Origin of the sequence: Zobellia sp. OII3 (assembly GCF_002211465.1) — a bacterium.
Taxonomy (GTDB): domain Bacteria; phylum Bacteroidota; class Bacteroidia; order Flavobacteriales; family Flavobacteriaceae; genus Zobellia; species Zobellia galactanivorans.
This window is the reverse complement of the sequence record NZ_MWRZ01000003.1, coordinates 220,393-237,702: the sequence shown is the minus strand read 5'-3', so window position 1 is coordinate 237,702 and position 17,310 is coordinate 220,393. Positions and strand designations below refer to the sequence as shown.

The window sequence follows — 17,310 nt, the reverse complement described above, 5'->3', positions numbered from 1 at the left end:
GAAAAAAGGCAGTTACAATAGTAGCTGCCTTTGTTTTTTTACCCTTAACAACTATAAACAAGGCTTTGACAACTAATATTTGCCAACATGCTGCAATTTGAGTTGATTTGACAAACATTCATTCGCTAGCGCTTCAAAATGAGACTAAAGTTATTTTCGTTTATACTCTTTTTTATGGTGTCTGCCGCAGGGTTTTCACAGCTGAGCGACCTTCATTATCTGCCGCCATTAAAACAAGGTGGCAACAACCAAGCTGTTACGCAACAGAGCATTTATTTATCCACTCCGGAAACCACGGCATTTCCCGTTAACATATATCAAGGCACGTCTACCTCAACATACTCCTCTACTACCCTATCCAAAACTACACCTCAAGAAATCGTATTGGCCAATGGGGACAATAACATTACCATGATGGTAAATGATAGTACGGGAGTGGTTCTTACAGGTGGCGGATTACGATTGGAAGCTCCAGGCGGCCAAAAATTCTACGTGAACTACAGAGGTAGGTCCGGTTCACAAGCAACTTCCTTGACCAGTAAAGGAAGGCAGGCGATGGGAACCCATTTTAAGTGGGGGGGAACCCCGAATAAAGGAACTCAAGGAAGCCTGACAAATTCATTGGGAATAATGGCTACCGAAGATGGCACTACGGTAACAGTTTCAGGATATGACCCAGGTTGTGAGTTTCGGTTAGGCAATGATAGAGACGGAATAACTGCCGATTCTTACACCATTAATTTAGACGCCAATGAATCTTTTGTCTTTGAGGCCTATGTTGGTGAAACTCCCGCAAATGCCGACGGCTGGTTAGGAGCTGACGTGATTTCCAATAGCCCTATCGTTATTAGTAATGGGGGACTTAACACAAGTGTTAGGACCGGTTACTCGGGTAGGGATGCTGCAATTGACCAACCGGTACCCCAGAATAAACTGGGAAAGGAATATGTTTTTATTAGAGGAAACGGTACCAGTGAAACAGAAATACCAATTATTATCGGTACCCAAAACGGCACCAATATCTATGTCAACGGAAGTACCACCCCTATTGCCACTATAAATGATGGGGATTATTTTGAGATTCCCGAAAGCAATTACTCGGTTTCTTCCGCAGGAGGAAATATGTACGTAACTACCTCAAAGGATGCCTATGCCTATCAACTAATGGCAGGGGCAAGTGCTATTTACACCCAAGGCTTAAACTTTATCGCCCCCGTAAACTGTTTGTTACCCGATACGGTAGATAATATTACACATATAGAAGATGCCGCAGGAATAACCATGACAGGCGGGGTAACCCTAATTGCCTCTACTTCAACCCCAGATGCCAATATTACGGTAACGGATGGTAGTGGACCGGTCGTCCTACCCGCCCCTTCCACAGTTGCAGGAACAAGCTTGTGGAAAACCTATTATGTTGCCGGCTTAACCGGAGATGTAACCGTAGAATCAACGGGACCAATTGCTGTTGGATTTATTGGTTTTAGTGGTGCCAGAGGTATTGCCGGATATTTTTCAGGCTTTGATACCGTACCGGAAGTAGACTTACAAGTTACAGGTGGCGGTTGCTTGCCCAATGCAGAGGTGGTCGTTGTCGACCCCAATTTTGACGATTACCAATGGTTTGAAAACGGCGCTTTGATCGCAGGTGCAAATAGTGCCACATATACACCAACCAATGCAGGCGATTATTACGTACGGGTTACAAAAGGAGGCTGTTCCTATGATTCGCAACCTTTGACCGCTTACTATTGTGAGCCCGATATCATTCTAAGAAAAGATGCCGACCAAAATACGGTTACCGAAGGAGATACGGTCACTTTTACGATTACGGTCGAAACCTTAGGCATAGACCCGGTCACCAACCTAGTCTTGACCGATGTTTTACCCCCTGGCCTAGAGTTCATTTCCTCTTCCGTATCCAAAGGAACGTTCACTTATCCTGATTGGAATGTTGGAGGTATGACTTCCGGTGACCTAGAAACTTTGACTTTGGTCACTAGGGCCAGTTTAGCCAATATCTATATGACAACTGCGAACTATACGAATACGGTAAGCAATAGCCAAGACCAGGTCGACTCCAATATCACTACGGACGACCCTTCCGAAACCGTGACAGTGAACAGGAGTAGCCCCACTAACGTAATAACGAATAGAAAAATCACCTACCGCGTAAATAGAAATTAATATTTTTATGTAACATTCCATAAGGTATCTCGTCAAGTACTAAGTAATCCATCTAAAAAACACTTGACGTGAGCACCATTCTAACCGTTAACCATCTCACCAAAAAATTCGGGTACCTGACCGCCGTCAAAGACCTTTCTTTTACGATTGAAAAAGGCAATGTCTACGGTATTCTAGGCCCTAACGGAAGTGGAAAGTCTACTACACTGGGCATTGTTCTCAACGTCGTGAACCGAACCGAAGGAAATTTCGAGTGGTTCGATGGTTCTTCAACGACCCACGAAGCCTTAAAAAAGGTCGGTGCCATCATTGAAAGACCTAATTTCTACCCGTATATGACAGCGGTCCAAAACCTAAAATTGGTCTGTAAAATAAAAGAGGTGGGTGAAGAAAAAATAGAGGAAAAGCTAGAACTTGTCGGATTGCTCGACCGTAAAGACAGTAAGTTCAGAACCTATTCCCTAGGAATGAAACAACGCTTGGCCATTGCCTCTGCCCTACTCAACGATCCCGAAATATTAATTCTCGACGAACCGACGAACGGACTCGACCCCCAAGGTATTCACCAAATACGGGAAATCATAAAGAAAATCGCTTCACAGGGCACGACCATTTTATTGGCATCGCACCTGCTTGACGAAGTCGAAAAGGTCTGTAGCCATGTTATCATCTTAAGAAAAGGAGAAAAATTATACTCCGGTCGTGTAGACGGCTTGTTAGCAAGTCACGGTTTTTTTGAACTAAAAACCCATGACCTCGACAAATTAAAAACCTACCTGGAAAAGCACGCAAGTTTCGGACAAATAAAATTGGAAAACGGCCACATCACCGCCTTTTTAAAAGAAGAGATGGATGCCGGCGAACTTAACAAAACCCTTTTTGACCAAGGTATTGTACTATCTCACCTAGTGAAAAGAAAAGAAAGCCTTGAAGAGCAATTCTTGACCTTGACCAAAAACCAATCCAACTAAAAGCCATGACTCGACTCTTACAAATAGAATTCATAAAATTGTGGAACAACAGGGCCAGCAAAATCTTAATCCTCTCCTACTTTGTACTTCTAAGTTCCATTGCCTTGGTCGCCGCGGTTAAATTCGATATCGGACCGATAAAGTTTCACTTGGCCGAACAGGGGATTTTCAACTTTCCCTACATATGGCACTTCAACGCTTTTATAACCGCATTTTTTAAATTGTTCCTGGCCATTGTCATCGTGTCCATGATGGCCAACGAATACAGCAACAAGACCATTAAACAGAACTTGATAGACGGACTTTCAAAAAAGGAATTCATTCTATCGAAGTTTCTCACCGTCATCTCCTTCGCCTTGGCATCAACGGTCTTTGTATTTGTAGTGTCCCTTATTTTAGGGCTTATCTATTCCGACTTTAACGAAATCGGCATTATCTTTTCGGGATTGGAGTTCCTCCTTGCATTTTTTGTTAAGCTGGTCGGTTTTTTCTCTTTCTGCCTCTTCTTGGGCATCTTGGTAAAAAGGTCGGCTTTTGCATTGGGGTTTCTAATCCTGTGGCAAGTATTTGAGACCTTTGTACGCGGCATCATCAGGTGGCGTTTTTTTGATGGGGAGACAACCGATTTTGTTATGGGCTTTTTTCCCCTAAATGCCATGTGGAACCTGATAAAGGAACCCTTCTCCCGATTGAGCGCCGTACAGACCGCCGTCAACCAAATGGGAGAGGAAATTGTTCTAAACTATCATGTACATTGGTACGAAATACTTATTGTGTTGGCATGGACGGCCATTTTTATTTACGGTTCTTATGCCCTTTTGAAAAAACGGGATTTATAAAAGCTAATTCTTAACGTTTTCTACCGGTAATCCAGTCGAAATAGGTCGTAGTTTTCTAGTATTTATTCCTTCGAATTATTGGCGACCCACCCTTTCGATTATATTCGACCTTGGAATATAATTGAACACGATGAAATTCTTCTTTACGGTAATTTTTATTTCAAGCTTTTTCCGCGGCATTTCCCAGCAAGCAAATGACTGTATCGATGCTATTGTTGTTTGTGGAAATAGCGATATTCCAGATTACATATCCCATTTCATTGTTGCTTGTCCCTTCAATCCCCATTCGTATTGAAGAAGTAAGCATTGAGGAATCCTTCGGCAACTATATCGTTGAGATAGAAGTACGTGAAGATGGAGACTACGAGTATTCCCTTGACGGGAAAAATTACCAAGACGAAAATAGGTTCAACAATGTAGAAACCGGGTTTTATACCATCGTGGTACGTGGTAAAAATGGGTGCGGTATCACAGAAAAGGAAATCTCGGTCATTGGATTCCCCAAGTGCATTACCCCCAATGGCGATGACACGAACGATAGATGGCAAATAACCGGTGTCATCACCCATTTTGAAAACCAGGCAATCCACATCTATGATCGCTACGGCAAACTGGTAAAGCAAATTTACCCCAACTCTACTGGCTGGGATGGATCTATGAACGGCCAGCCCCTTCCGTCATCGGACTATTGGTTTAGGATCAACTTAGAGAATGGCAAAGAATTTAAAGGCCATTTTACCTTAAACCGATAAAATGGACCACTCATAGAATTTATACTAGAACAAATATTTTGGCTTTTATAATAGCTTTCCTTCAAGTAAATACTACCCTTCTAATTACGAAGTAGGCCGGGGAAATAACACCGAAAAATCACGAAAACTACCTGAAACCGATTATTGGTACTTGTTTCAAAGCTCCGATTCGGGCAAAACCTATACAGGTCATTTTTCAGTACTCCGATAGATGCACGGAATATTTGAATTGAACCCCTTTAAATCACACTTCTTTTGTAATTTTAAGGAATGAAATTTAAAGTAGTCTCAGAGTTCAAACCGACGGGCGATCAACCCCAAGCCATAAAACAACTTGTTGAGGGAATGGAAACCGGTGAACGCTACCAAACCCTTTTAGGGGTAACCGGTTCGGGTAAAACGTTTACCGTAGCCAATGTTATTGAACAAGTACAGCGCCCCACCTTGGTGCTCGCCCATAACAAAACCTTGGCCGCCCAATTGTACTCGGAGTTCAAGCAATTTTTTCCAGAAAATGCGGTGGAGTATTTTGTTTCGTATTACGATTATTACCAACCGGAAGCTTTTATACCCTCGTCCGGACTGTACATCGAGAAAGATCTCTCCATCAATGAAGATATTGAAAAACTACGTTTGAGCGCCACCTCATCCTTGCTCTCAGGGCGTCGTGACGTTTTGGTCGTGGCCTCCGTCTCATGTCTGTACGGTATTGGAAACCCTGTGGAATTCCAAAAGAACGTCATCTCCATCAAAAAAGACCAAGTGATCGCCCGTACCAAGTTCCTACATCAATTGGTGCAGAGCCTATACTCAAGAACTACCGCCGATTTTAGAAACGGTAACTTTCGGGTGAAGGGCGACGTTGTGGATGTCTTCCCCAGCTATGCGGACCACGCCTTTCGCATTCATTTTTTCGGGGACGAAATCGAGGAAATAGAGGCTTTTGACCCGTTTAACAACAACGTAATCGAGGTTTATGAGACTTTGAATATCTACCCGGCCAATATGTTCGTTACTTCTCCTGATATCCTCCAAGGTGCTATTCATCAAATTCAGGAAGATATGGTAAAGCAGGTAGACTATTTTAAGGAAATAGGGAAACCACTTGAAGCAAAACGCCTTGAAGAACGCACAAGTTTTGATTTAGAAATGATTCGTGAACTGGGCTATTGTTCCGGAATAGAGAATTACTCCCGTTATTTGGACGGCCGAGAACCCGGAACCAGACCTTTCTGTTTACTCGATTACTTTCCCGACGATTACTTAATGGTCATCGACGAAAGTCATGTAACCATACCACAAGTACACGCCATGTACGGTGGTGACCGTTCAAGAAAGGTGAATTTAGTGGACTATGGTTTTAGGCTTCCCGCGGCCATGGACAACCGCCCTTTAAAATTTGAAGAGTTCGAGGCCTTACAAAACCAAGCCATATATGTGAGCGCAACCCCTGCGGATTACGAACTACAACTCTGTCAAGGGGTGTTTGTAGAGCAAGTGATACGGCCAACGGGACTCTTAGACCCTATAATCGAGGTGAGGCCCAGCCAAAATCAAATCGATGATCTTGTAGAAGAGATTCAAGTACGTGTCGAAAAAGACGAACGTACCCTGGTTACCACCTTGACCAAAAGAATGGCCGAAGAGCTCGCCAAATACCTCACACGGATAAATGTTCGCTGTAGATACATCCACAGTGATGTAGATACCTTAGAGCGCGTAGAGATCATGCAAGACCTTAGGAAAGGTATTTTTGATGTATTGATCGGGGTGAACCTGCTTCGTGAAGGATTGGACCTACCGGAAGTTTCATTGGTAGCGATCCTAGATGCAGACAAAGAAGGTTTTCTACGTAGCAACCGATCACTGACCCAAACCGTGGGAAGGGCCGCAAGGAACCTTAACGGAAAGGCCATCATGTATGCCGATAAAATTACCGATAGCATGCAGCAGACGATTGACCAAACCAACTACCGAAGGGCAAAACAAATTGCCTACAATACAGAACATGGAATTACCCCAAAGGCCCTGAATAAAAGTTTGGATAGTGTGCTGGCAAAAAATTCCGTATCCACCTACCATTTTGAAAAAGAAGAAATGCGGGCCGCGGAACCCGACCTCGATTACCTGACCAAAGACCAAATCGAAAAAATGGTCCGTGAAAAAAGAAAGGCCATGGAAAAAGCCGCCAAAGAACTCGATTTTATACAAGCGGCAAAACTGAGGGACGAGATAAAATCACTGCAAGAACAAGTCTGATTCCCCTATAAAAAGCAAAATGTCACAAAAACTAAACAACTTACATATAATCTTTACATAACAATGACTAAAAAACTGATTGAAAGATAGGTAACTACAATTTTTAGACAAGACTAAATCGTATTTTTCCTATAAAAATCCATTAATTTCACACCCTTTCCGATTCCGATTTTTATCCAAGAAAAACAGTTTATATTTATTGAATTCCCCCCTCCCATCCGAAGAGAACAAGCGAGGAAAAAACGGTAATTTAGAACTAATTCCAACAGAAAAAAAGCCCTTTAGAAAAATCTAAAGGGCTTCTTCAACTAACCAACCAACTAAATAAAACCCGATCTAAATCGGAATTATGAAAGGTCAAACCACGAAGGTCGGACCCAACAAACCACCGTTTATTTTAGTTCAATAACACGCTTTGGTTTTGGCAAAGCTTCTTCTTTTTTGGGCAAGGTGATTTTTAATACCCCATCAATATACTCCGCCTTGATCGCTTCGGAATCGATAGTTTCCGGAAGGGTAAATGCCCTCTTAAAAGACGAAAACCTAAACTCACGACGGGTGTAATTCTCCTCATTTGTTTCTTCCTCCTTCTTGATCTCGGAAGAAATAGTCAATAAATCGGCATCTACTTCAATATTAAAATCCTCTTTTTTTCGACCAGGAACCATCAAATCGAGCTCAAAATTCTTTTCATTATCCTTAATATTTACTGCAGGTGAACTGGCCGCGACATTTTCCATACCTCCAAACCAGTCGGGTTTAAAAATATCGTTCATCAAAGAAGGAAAAACCAGGTTATTTCTTTTTACTATACTCATGACTTCAATGTTTTGTATTAGACTTTTAATTTGAACTGTTATAAACAATTCACGTACCAAGCCTCTTTAACTGACTTTTTGACATTTATTTAACATTTATAACGGTCAAATTGTCATTTTTAAACATAAAACACGTGTCAAAGGGATAGGTTAGAAGGGTTACTTCCCATATTATATACCCGATAATTGCCTAGCGATTGTGGTCGGAAGTTTAATTTGTAATACCTTGTCAAAAATTTTTGACAATGGACAATAACGATGTTTTCAAAAAGCTTAGAGTAGCCCTCATGTTGCGCGATGATGAGATCGTAGACATCTTAAAACTTGTTGATTTCAACATTAGCAAGAGTGAATTGGGTGCTTTTTTCAGAAAAGAAGACCACCCCAATTACCGGGAGTGTGGGGATCAAGTTTTACGTAATTTCTTGAACGGACTAGTTATCCACTTAAGAGGAACGAAGGACAACCCAAAAAACCCTGGCGAGGTACTGATGAAGAAACCCGTAAAGCCCTTGAAACAGAAGCGCCCGGACTTCAAGACCCAACAGCAAAAACGGATAAACAAAGATATTACCAACGTAAAATACAAGAACAAAAAAAAATCCTGAGTCCGATAATTAATCGGGTCTCAGGATCCATATTTCTTCCAACAACACAGCTTAGCGGGCTATCCGCACCGGCAAAGTATAGGTCCTGCCTGCCTTATACCCTTGCACAACTACCTTTTTAGCCTCAAGTCTTTCTTCCACAAAGGCCTTTACAACCTCGTTATCGGAATCGATCGCCAATATTACGATCTCTTGACGTTCATTCAACGTAAAACTCACACTTGCAAGCTTATCGACCTCTTGGGCGGTCAATTCGTTGTCACTTAATAGCTCAGCTATTTGATAAGCCAGACTTCCTGAAGGTTTTTCACTCTCTTTCCCATTGGCAAAAAGACTACCGACCGATAGTAGCATTACAGCCACCCATAGTAAACTTAAATTTCTCATGATTTGTTGATTTAAATGATTGATGATATACCTTAAAGACGACGGAAGTATACGATCGTTACCCAAAAAACGGTTTTTAACGTTTTATTACCAAAAAACATCATCATGGGCTCATTTTTATTTAAGCGCTATTGGCAGTACCACCAAGCAATGGTCGATTATCCTTCAAAATCTATATGTCGGCTCATTTTCTCCTCCACCGATATAAACGACTCTATACCCCTTATCCCTTCTATAGTAAGTATAGATTCTTGGTAAAGGTTACGATAGTGGAGACTATCTTTTGCATGGACTTTAATGAATATATCGTACTTACCCGTACTATGGTGAATTTTTACCACCTCCCGAATTTTAGCAAGCTCTTCCATAACCGTTTTGTACAAAAAACTCTCACGTAGGTAAATCCCCAGAAAAACCGTCATTTTATACCCCATCTTACTATAGTCCAAACTCAGGGTAGCCCCCTTGATTACCCCCATATTCTTCATCTTTCGGGTTCTCATATGAACCGTTCCCGGAGAGATCCCGGCCCTTTTGGCAACCTCGGTATACGGCATCTGTGCGTCGTCGGACAACAAGGTCAATATTTTGTGATCTACTCCATCAAGTTTATCTCTCATTTGTAGTATTTTTCGCGGTTAGTATTTGCCTCATTTCAGGGCTCAAAGCCTGACAATCAACTTTATTGATTAAAAAATCTTTCAATTTAATTTACCAAATAGATGATTTTAGTAAAAATAGTTTAATGATTTAAAAAAAACAGTTATAATTCACTAATAAAAGGCGTTTTTTTATAGATATAATTAAAAATTGACCATGTCAAATTTTGGATGCCATAAAAGTGATTTCATAAGACAATTTCTACTAATTGATAGATTTTAAACCACCGAAAAACAAAATCTGCCATATCGGTTAAAATTGGCCAAAAAATTATCGATTCGTTAGACAATACGTTTGTAACCTACTAAAAACCAGTATTTTCAAACCATTTCACATTTTTTTTTGTCAAAAACTCACCCTAATATTGTCTTGTCGTTAGGTCACAGAAATTGACAATCGACACCGTTAAGTATCCGGAACTTTTCTTTTGATATGCATTTGACCACCGTTCCCCCATGAGTAGGGCAAGGTGAGGTCGGACAAATGAATACTGTTTAGTATCAACCAAAACACGTACTTATGAAGAAAGCTCTAATACTATCATTCCTCTTGTTAAACTGCATATATGTATCATTTGGCCAAGAGCAGACTATTACCGGTACGGTAATCGACGAAGAAGGTGTTGTACTACCCGGCACCGACATCATTATTAAAGGCACGACAAAAGGGGCCACTACAAATTTTGACGGGGAGTATACCATAGATGCCCCGGCCGATGCCATTCTTATATTCTCATCATTGGGTTACGGCACCAAGGAAATACCCATAAACGGACAGACCACATTAAACGTCACCTTGGTTATGGCGGCGGAACAACTACTTGAAACGATCGTAATCGGCTCAAGGGGACAACCCAGAACCAAGCTAGACACCCCGGTGCCAGTAGATGTCATCGACATAAAAAAAGACGCCATCAATATGCCACAGCAAGATCTTTCCCAAATGTTAGCGGCTTCGGCCCCTTCATTTACGGCATATACCAGCGGTGGAGGAGACCTTTCGTCTTTCGTTAGCCCACCAAGCCTCAGGGGATTGGCGCCTAACCAAATGTTAGTATTGGTTAACGGAAAGAGAAGGCACACCTCGGCCATCTTATCGGCATCACAGACCGGTACAGCTTCTAATGCCGTAGATATGAAATTTATACCTTCCATTGGCATTGACCATATTGAAATACTTAGGGATGGCGCTTCGGCCCAGTACGGCTCCGATGCCATTGCCGGGGTAATCAACGTAGTTACCAAAAAAGGAACCGGTGAATTTACGGGAACCCTTACCGTTGGAGGCTACCCGAACAAGTCCCCCGACTTTAGCGATTCTGACCTAACCGATGGGGAAAAAACCTTGAACAGATCCTCGGGCGATTGGGACGGATTCAACTTTCAATTCGACGGCAATTACGGTGTAGGTTTCGAAAACGGAGGCTTCTTTAACGCATCAGCTTTAATAAGCCAATCGGAACGTACCATACGCCCCACAGTTCTTGAGATAGACAGAGCCCCCCTTTACAGCGACAACTATTTGAACAATGAAACTACCGATGTTAGCGGTAGACCCGTAATAACCAACCCAGAACTTATTGCCGCCCAAGCAAACGGTGACGCCGCAGCAATTGGCTCATTAACAACTGTAGAAGGCCTCATGGCCGCAAGGGATATTGAACAGGTAGACGTCTCCACCTATTCGGGACAACCTGCAAAAACCCTCATCGGCTTTGGCTTCAACCTTGAAAATCCCTTGAGTGAAACCACGGATTTTTATGCTTTTGGAGACTTCGGCTACCAATACTCAGATGCCTACAGCTGCTTTTACAGAAGGGCCGGACAAGCAGACCGAACAAGTTACGACCTATACCCGAACGGATTTAGGCCACAGATTTACACCGACCAATACAATCTTTCCTTATCCATGGGTATCACAGGTAAACTAGGTGATTTCGATTTTGACCTGAGTAACAGTTTTGGTATGAACTCCGCCAAATACGGAATGTTCAATACCTGGAATGCCAGTATAGGAACAAGTTCCCCGACCGAAATGAACCTAGGTACGCACAGCTTCGCCCAAAACACCATCAACCTAGATTTCAATAATTATTACGATGATATTCTATCTGGGCTTAACGTGGCCTTTGGTGGGGAGTTAAGAGTAGAGAATTACTCCATAGTAGCCGGTCAAGAAGAAAGTTGGACAGCAGGCACCGCAGGCGTTGTAACAGCTACACAAGACAACCAAGCCCTCGTTGGTCCCGACGGTTTCCCCTTGGAAGACCTAAACGGAACCCCAATTGTTGACGGCTCTGGAAATGCGGTCGTACTTCCATATGCAGGGGTAAGCCAGGAATTGGTGAAAAACTACGCTTTGAACTGCCAGTGCTTCAGAGGTTTTGCTCCGGAAAACGAAAGTAACACCTACCGTTCCGTAATGGCGGCGTATTTAGATATGGAATTGGATGTTACGGAAGATTTCTTGATTTCAGGAGCCGTTCGTATGGAAAACTTTTCCGACTTCGGAAATGTAATGACCGGCAAAGTAGCTGCCCGCTATTCCATCGGCGATAATTTTGCCTTTAGAGGGTCTTTCAGTAGTGGCTTTAGGGCACCATCCCTTCAAGAATTAAACTATTCGCACAGTTATACCTTTTTCATCGGCCTACAACCATTTGATGGCACACTCTACCAAAACAGCAGTTCTGCCGCAAGAGCCTTAGGAGTAAACCAGTTACAGGAAGAACGATCAAGAAACTATAGCCTAGGCTTCACTACCAAAATCGGAAAACTGAACCTTACGGTCGATGCCTATAAAATTGACATATTCGATAGAATTTTCGAAACCGGGGAATTTGACGCAGGTCAAGCCCCCGTACTCTCCCCGATCATAGGTAGTGGTCTGGCCAGTTTTAGAATAAATGGCGGTGACATCAGCACTAAAGGGGTTGAAGCCGTAATGAACTACAACACCAATCTTGGAGCGGGACGATTAGGCGTAATACTATCGGGAACCTTTAGGGAGAACACATTCGAAGGCGTAAACCTACCTGACCTGAACACCAACCTAACCGACGAAGAATTGGCCGACAATTATGTCAACCGCAGCCTTATCGGTCAATTCGAAACCGGAACACCAAGTAGTAAAATTATTGGCACACTCAATTATTCCATTGGCAAGTTCTCGGCCATGTTAAGAGGTACACGCTTTGGCTCCGTTCAAACAAGAGACAACATCCAACGTACCTTACTTGATGGCAGCACTGGTTATGCCGACCAATTTTTTACACCTGAATTTACCACGGATATTGGTATCACTTACAACTTTACCGACAAAATCAGCTTTACCGTTGGAGGGAACAACATCTTTAACGAATATCCTGAAATCATAAGGTACGAGCTAAGAACCTTCAACCTGTATTCCAACTATCAGCAAGGGTCATCAGGAGCCTACTACTTTGGGAGACTGAGCTTTACACTATAGTGACGAATATTTGGTAAAAATCTTAAAACAGAGAATTATGATAAAGTATATAAAAAACATTTTAGCAGCACTAGTGGTTACGGCAAGCTTGTTTTCATGTGAACAAGAAAGACTGGATCCTGTTCTCACTACTGCAGAAGGAGGTGGCACCTTGAACGAATACATGGCATACACGATTGAATCTACCGATCCGTCAGGGTCAAATGTAACTGGTAGAGTCGTTTTTTATAAAACTACTCTAGACCAGACATTGGTACAGGTTTCTCTGGACAGCCCGGAGTTCAGTGCACTCTATGACTCAACTGATCCTTTTGAAATTGTTTATCCTTCAGCAATTATGGAGGGAGCTGTTGGCACAGAAATTACAACAATGATGACCCTGTATGACGTCAAGATTTTTGCAGAACAATTTGACGAAGATGATACACAGTTGGATACAGATGACTATGATCGTGATGGAGATACCGAGGAATACCTTCCTCTCCTTAATTTTTATGCCGAATTTGGGGAAAACAAGTTTTATGTAATTGACGAAGCTGGTTTTTATGAAGGTATTTCGGAAATGGATTCTCATATCAACATATACGATGTTGATGGGACTACCATTATTGCGTCAGGTGATTTAGGCTTAAACGCAGAACCTGTGGAATCAAATTGAACTTAAACTTTTTAACTTAAAACACATATTATTATGAAAACATTAGACAGAAGAGCTTGGTTGAAACGAGGAGCACTTACAGCTGCCGGGGCAATAGCTGCACCGTATTTGAGTTATGGGGCATTTGGTAACGAGCCAGTGACCATAGATGCTCAAGGCAATCTTCCATATACTCCCTTTTTTAAAGAGTATTTGCCTTATGATGTAGACAAACCTGTTGAACTTCTTGCAAAATTAAACGCCAATGAAAACCCTTACGGACCATCTCCTATGGCAGTTGATGCTATGCAAAAATATGCACCAAAAGGTAACAGATATGCCTGGAAGGAGTTATATACACTCATAGATAAAATTGCAGTATTAGAAGGAGTTGAAGCCGAAACTATTATGATGGGGCCTGGTTCTTCTGACCTTTTAGAAAAAACTGCGATGGTATTTTTCCAAAATGGAGGAAATATTGTTTCTGCAGACCCTTCATACATGTCATTGATAAAAGTAGCTGAAGCTACAGGAGCAACATGGAAGCCTATCAAACTAAAAGATGATTGGTCTCATGATTTACCAGCTATGGAAGCTGCCATCGACGCTGACACAAAATTGGTATACATCTGTAACCCGAACAATCCAACGGGAAGTATGACAGACCACGAAGAACTTATTGATTTTTGCTCTAGGGTTTCTGAAAAAGTTCCAATTTTTGTAGATGAAGCCTATTTAGGATTTTTAGATGATGCTGCTAAAAAAAGTATGGTATCTCTAATAAACGAAGGCAAGAATGTAATGATTGCACGTACTTTCTCTAAAATTCAAGGTATGGCCGGCTTACGTGTAGGTTACATGGTTGCTCAACCAGAAACATTGGCTATCATTCAAAAAATAACAAGAGGTGGTATGGGTATTTCATTACCATCAGTTTATGCTGCAATGGCAAGTATGGATGATACTGAATTTTCAAACAAAACAAGAAAATTGAATTCTGAATGTAGGGAGTATGTTTATTCTGTATTAGACGGAATGGGTTATAGCTATGTACCATCATCTACAAGTTTTATAATCTTTCCTATTGAAATGGAAGGAAAAGCATTCTTGGAGAAAATGACCGCAGAAGGTGTTGGCGTACGCGCCTTCAGCATTATGGACAAAAATTGGTGTCGTGTGAGCATGGGTACCATGGAAGAAATGAAACTCTTCACTACGGCCCTACAAAAGGTACTGGCATAATTATAATGGCCAAGAGCCGAACGTAAAACCAACAGACTTGATGCTTTTATGCTCGGCTCCCAATAGGCCTTTCTCACTTACAGACTAAACAATAACCTTAAACTGCTTACTCATGAATTTCGCCCTTCAAAACACTTTAGAACTATTACTCATAATTGGTTTGGGCTTCCTACTACAAAAAAAGGTAGCGAAACAGGATTTAAAAGGGGTTAAAGTACTCATACTCAGTATAGCCCTGCCCGCTGTGATATTCGTTGCCTTATTAAAAATAAAACTTGACAGCTCACTTTTAATATTCCCTGTACTGGCCCTGGCATTCAACTTGATCATGCTGGCCGCATCAAAATACATACTCGGCATATCATTATCAAAAGAGCAAAGTGCAAAAAAGCGCACGATAATGATGTTGCTCCCCTCATTGGCACCCGGACTATCCTGCTTTCCTTTCTTGGCCATATACCTAGGTGACGATTCTTTGGCATTGGCGGCACTGGCCGATGTGGGCAATAAAATTTTCGTACTTATTATGCTCTATATGCTCGCCATGAACTGGTACCATCTTCGTTCGGCCCAAGAAGGCAAGCCTTCTACTTCAAATAAACTAAAAAGTCTAGGCCTTTCACTGCTCAAAGAACCCATCAACCTTGTCTTGATCGTTGGGCTCCTCCTTTTGGCTTTCGGGCTAAACCTCGATTCCCTACCACTTTTTCTAAAAAATACGGTGTTAAGCGTGAAGACACTCATGACGCCTTTGGTGTTATTGTTCATCGGCATGGCCGTACGTATAAAATCCGGTGAATTCGGACTCATCCTATCGCTTTTGGTACGCCGATCGGGCATTACCTTCCTTATCTCAGGTATATTCGTATTATTGCTTCCCACCTTAGCGGCCCCTCTGGTTCTTTTGTTGGTAGTATTCCCCCAAAGTGCCTGCAGCTTTTGGCCCTTTGCCCATATGAGCGCCGTTAGCAGCATGGAAGAGAACGACCAACAGACCGAACCGACCTTCGATATCAACTTTGCCGTAAACATTTTGGCCTGTTCCCTTCCCTTCTCCACTATTTTGGTAATCGGCATATTCTCGTTTAGCGAAGTATTTGTTAGCCCGCTTACCTTATTGTTGATAGGAGCTGGTATGACCATAGTCTCGTTTCTTCCATACGCCATTAAAAAAGTCAAAAGAATCGAAAGTCCCGAAATATCAGGACAATACGGCACATATGTTGGTCTTAACACCAATCACAGGTCATCGGAAGAAAGTTAAAAAAAACTCTTTTAGCCCCAAATGGTTCGTTTTCCTTAATTTAAGTTATTTTCACTGGGGCCTTTTAAAAGTCGCCCCTGCATTATTTAGAGTCACATTTTAATCTTAAGCCCCCGTTCACTATGAAAATAGGCATCCCTAAAGAAATAAAAAACAATGAAAGCCGGGTGGGTATGACCCCCGCAGGTGTTTACGAACTTACCAAATACGGCCACACCGTATACATCCAATCCACTGCAGGCGAAGGCAGTGGATTTTTTGATAACGACTACAAGAAAGCCGGGGCCCTTATCTTAGACACCATAGGCCAAGTCTACGGCATCAGTGAGATGATCGTAAAAGTAAAGGAACCTACGGAGGTAGAGTACGCCTTGGTACAACCACAACAGATTGTATTCACCTATTTTCATTTTGCCTCTAGCGAAGCCTTGACCGAGGCCATGATCAAAAGCAAATCGATATGTATCGCCTACGAAACAGTGGAAGACGATGAAGGCACCCTACCTCTATTGACCCCCATGTCTGAAGTAGCCGGTAGAATGGCCATTCAACAAGGGGCCAAATACTTGGAGAAGCCCGTAAAGGGAAGAGGCGTTCTTTTAGGTGGTGTACCCGGTGTAGCCCCAGGCAGGGTACTGGTCCTCGGTGCAGGAATAGTCGGTATTCAGGCCGCAAAAATGGCGGCGGGACTTGGCGCCCACGTCACTATCTTGGATATCAACATGAAGCGTTTGCGTTACGTAAACGATGTAATGCCCCCTCATGTGGTCACCGAATTCTCGAACGAATTCAATATCAGAAAGCATATCAAGACCCACGACCTGATTATTGGTGGTGTATTGCTAAAAGGAGCGAAAGCCCCCAACTTGATTACCAAGGACATGCTAAAGGAAATGCGCCCAGGAACGGTTATTGTCGATGTGGCCGTAGACCAAGGAGGTTGTGTCGAGACCACGAAACCTACCACGCACGAAGACCCCATATATATTATAGATGATGTTGTACATTACTGTGTGGCCAATATGCCGGGAGCAGTACCACATACCTCAACCATGGCCCTGACCAATGTAACCCTACCCTATGTCATTAAACTGGCCAACCTCGGATGGCAAAAGGCCACCGAAAAGGATGCCTGCCTACAAAAAGGCCTGAACATCGTAGAAGGGGAAATCGTTTATGACGAAATCAAGGAAGCCTTTCAAATCTAAACTTAGGAAT

The 17,310-nt window shown here is 42.4% G+C and carries 14 protein-coding genes; 11 read left to right on the top strand and 3 right to left on the bottom strand.

The genetic code is table 11. From position 1 onward, the window contains the following. The first annotated feature begins 138 nt into the window (after positions 1–138). From B4Q04_RS11850 to uvrB, 5 genes are all read left to right on the top strand, one after another. On the top strand, positions 139–2,187 hold the full coding sequence (locus tag B4Q04_RS11850) for a DUF11 domain-containing protein (protein WP_088696935.1): 2,049 nt from the start codon (positions 139–141) through the stop codon (positions 2,185–2,187). A 68-nt stretch (positions 2,188–2,255) separates the two neighbouring features. Continuing rightward, a complete protein-coding gene (locus B4Q04_RS11845; protein WP_088696934.1) occupies positions 2,256–3,158 on the top strand; it encodes an ABC transporter ATP-binding protein in 903 nt (300 codons plus the stop codon). 5 nt (positions 3,159–3,163) lie between these two features. Further along, entirely contained in the window at positions 3,164–3,997 is an 834-nt protein-coding gene (locus B4Q04_RS11840; RefSeq protein ID WP_013994222.1) for an ABC transporter permease, read from the top strand. Between the two features lie 206 nt (positions 3,998–4,203). Beyond that, positions 4,204–4,749 (top strand): T9SS type B sorting domain-containing protein, encoded by a 546-nt coding sequence (locus B4Q04_RS11835; protein WP_236631011.1) that lies wholly within the window; start codon positions 4,204–4,206, stop codon positions 4,747–4,749. Positions 4,750–5,019: 270 nt separating this feature from the next. Further along, positions 5,020–7,008, top strand: a complete 1,989-nt coding sequence (gene uvrB, locus B4Q04_RS11830; RefSeq protein ID WP_013994220.1) for an excinuclease ABC subunit UvrB — start codon at positions 5,020–5,022, stop codon at positions 7,006–7,008. A gap of 392 nt (positions 7,009–7,400) precedes the next feature. On the opposite strand, the gene B4Q04_RS11825 is transcribed toward uvrB, so the two are convergent. Next, on the bottom strand, positions 7,401–7,826 hold the full coding sequence (locus tag B4Q04_RS11825; protein ID WP_013994218.1) for an Hsp20/alpha crystallin family protein: 426 nt from the start codon (positions 7,824–7,826) through the stop codon (positions 7,401–7,403). 245 nt (positions 7,827–8,071) lie between these two features. Between B4Q04_RS11825 and B4Q04_RS11820 the strand changes: the two genes are divergently transcribed. Continuing rightward, complete coding sequence (locus B4Q04_RS11820; protein WP_013994217.1) at positions 8,072–8,434, top strand: DUF1456 family protein; 363 nt, start codon at positions 8,072–8,074, stop codon at positions 8,432–8,434. Positions 8,435–8,485: 51 nt separating this feature from the next. Here the strand turns inward: B4Q04_RS11820 and B4Q04_RS11815 are convergent, their stop codons facing one another. Together B4Q04_RS11815 and B4Q04_RS11810 are read right to left on the bottom strand one after the other, a co-directional pair. Next, on the bottom strand, positions 8,486–8,821 hold the full coding sequence (locus B4Q04_RS11815) for a hypothetical protein (protein ID WP_052725558.1): 336 nt from the start codon (positions 8,819–8,821) through the stop codon (positions 8,486–8,488). A gap of 158 nt (positions 8,822–8,979) precedes the next feature. Continuing rightward, complete coding sequence (locus tag B4Q04_RS11810; RefSeq protein ID WP_013994215.1) at positions 8,980–9,441, bottom strand: Lrp/AsnC family transcriptional regulator; 462 nt, start codon at positions 9,439–9,441, stop codon at positions 8,980–8,982. Between the two features lie 559 nt (positions 9,442–10,000). Between B4Q04_RS11810 and B4Q04_RS11805 the strand changes: the two genes are divergently transcribed. From B4Q04_RS11805 to ald, 5 genes are all read left to right on the top strand, one after another. Continuing rightward, complete coding sequence (locus tag B4Q04_RS11805) at positions 10,001–12,949, top strand: TonB-dependent receptor (protein WP_013994214.1); 2,949 nt, start codon at positions 10,001–10,003, stop codon at positions 12,947–12,949. Positions 12,950–12,986: 37 nt separating this feature from the next. Further along, a complete protein-coding gene (locus B4Q04_RS11800; RefSeq protein WP_088696932.1) occupies positions 12,987–13,607 on the top strand; it encodes a hypothetical protein in 621 nt (206 codons plus the stop codon). A gap of 33 nt (positions 13,608–13,640) precedes the next feature. Beyond that, complete coding sequence (locus tag B4Q04_RS11795) at positions 13,641–14,828, top strand: pyridoxal phosphate-dependent aminotransferase (RefSeq protein WP_088696931.1); 1,188 nt, start codon at positions 13,641–13,643, stop codon at positions 14,826–14,828. 112 nt (positions 14,829–14,940) lie between these two features. Beyond that, the gene (locus tag B4Q04_RS11790) at positions 14,941–16,092 is read left to right on the top strand and encodes a permease (protein WP_088696930.1); all 1,152 of its coding nucleotides are present in this window, start codon (positions 14,941–14,943) and stop codon (positions 16,090–16,092) included. A 122-nt stretch (positions 16,093–16,214) separates the two neighbouring features. Next, complete coding sequence (gene ald / locus B4Q04_RS11785; protein ID WP_013994210.1) at positions 16,215–17,300, top strand: alanine dehydrogenase; 1,086 nt, start codon at positions 16,215–16,217, stop codon at positions 17,298–17,300. Positions 17,301–17,310 lie beyond the last annotated feature (10 nt).

Excerpts from the sequence above, each read along its gene's own strand:
- B4Q04_RS11850 (WP_088696935.1), top strand. The coding sequence starts at position 139 with ATGAGACTAAAGTTATTTTCGTTTATACTCTTTTTTATGGTGTCTGCC.
- B4Q04_RS11840 (WP_013994222.1), top strand. The coding sequence starts at position 3,164 with ATGACTCGACTCTTACAAATAGAATTCATAAAATTGTGGAACAACAGG.
- B4Q04_RS11835 (WP_236631011.1), top strand. The coding sequence starts at position 4,204 with ATGCTATTGTTGTTTGTGGAAATAGCGATATTCCAGATTACATATCCC.
- uvrB (WP_013994220.1), top strand. The coding sequence starts at position 5,020 with ATGAAATTTAAAGTAGTCTCAGAGTTCAAACCGACGGGCGATCAACCC.
- B4Q04_RS11825 (WP_013994218.1), bottom strand. The coding sequence starts at position 7,826 with ATGAGTATAGTAAAAAGAAATAACCTGGTTTTTCCTTCTTTGATGAAC.
- B4Q04_RS11820 (WP_013994217.1), top strand. The coding sequence starts at position 8,072 with ATGGACAATAACGATGTTTTCAAAAAGCTTAGAGTAGCCCTCATGTTG.
- B4Q04_RS11815 (WP_052725558.1), bottom strand. The coding sequence starts at position 8,821 with ATGAGAAATTTAAGTTTACTATGGGTGGCTGTAATGCTACTATCGGTC.
- B4Q04_RS11810 (WP_013994215.1), bottom strand. The coding sequence starts at position 9,441 with ATGAGAGATAAACTTGATGGAGTAGATCACAAAATATTGACCTTGTTG.
- B4Q04_RS11805 (WP_013994214.1), top strand. The coding sequence starts at position 10,001 with ATGAAGAAAGCTCTAATACTATCATTCCTCTTGTTAAACTGCATATAT.
- B4Q04_RS11800 (WP_088696932.1), top strand. The coding sequence starts at position 12,987 with ATGATAAAGTATATAAAAAACATTTTAGCAGCACTAGTGGTTACGGCA.
- B4Q04_RS11795 (WP_088696931.1), top strand. The coding sequence starts at position 13,641 with ATGAAAACATTAGACAGAAGAGCTTGGTTGAAACGAGGAGCACTTACA.
- B4Q04_RS11790 (WP_088696930.1), top strand. The coding sequence starts at position 14,941 with ATGAATTTCGCCCTTCAAAACACTTTAGAACTATTACTCATAATTGGT.
- ald (WP_013994210.1), top strand. The coding sequence starts at position 16,215 with ATGAAAATAGGCATCCCTAAAGAAATAAAAAACAATGAAAGCCGGGTG.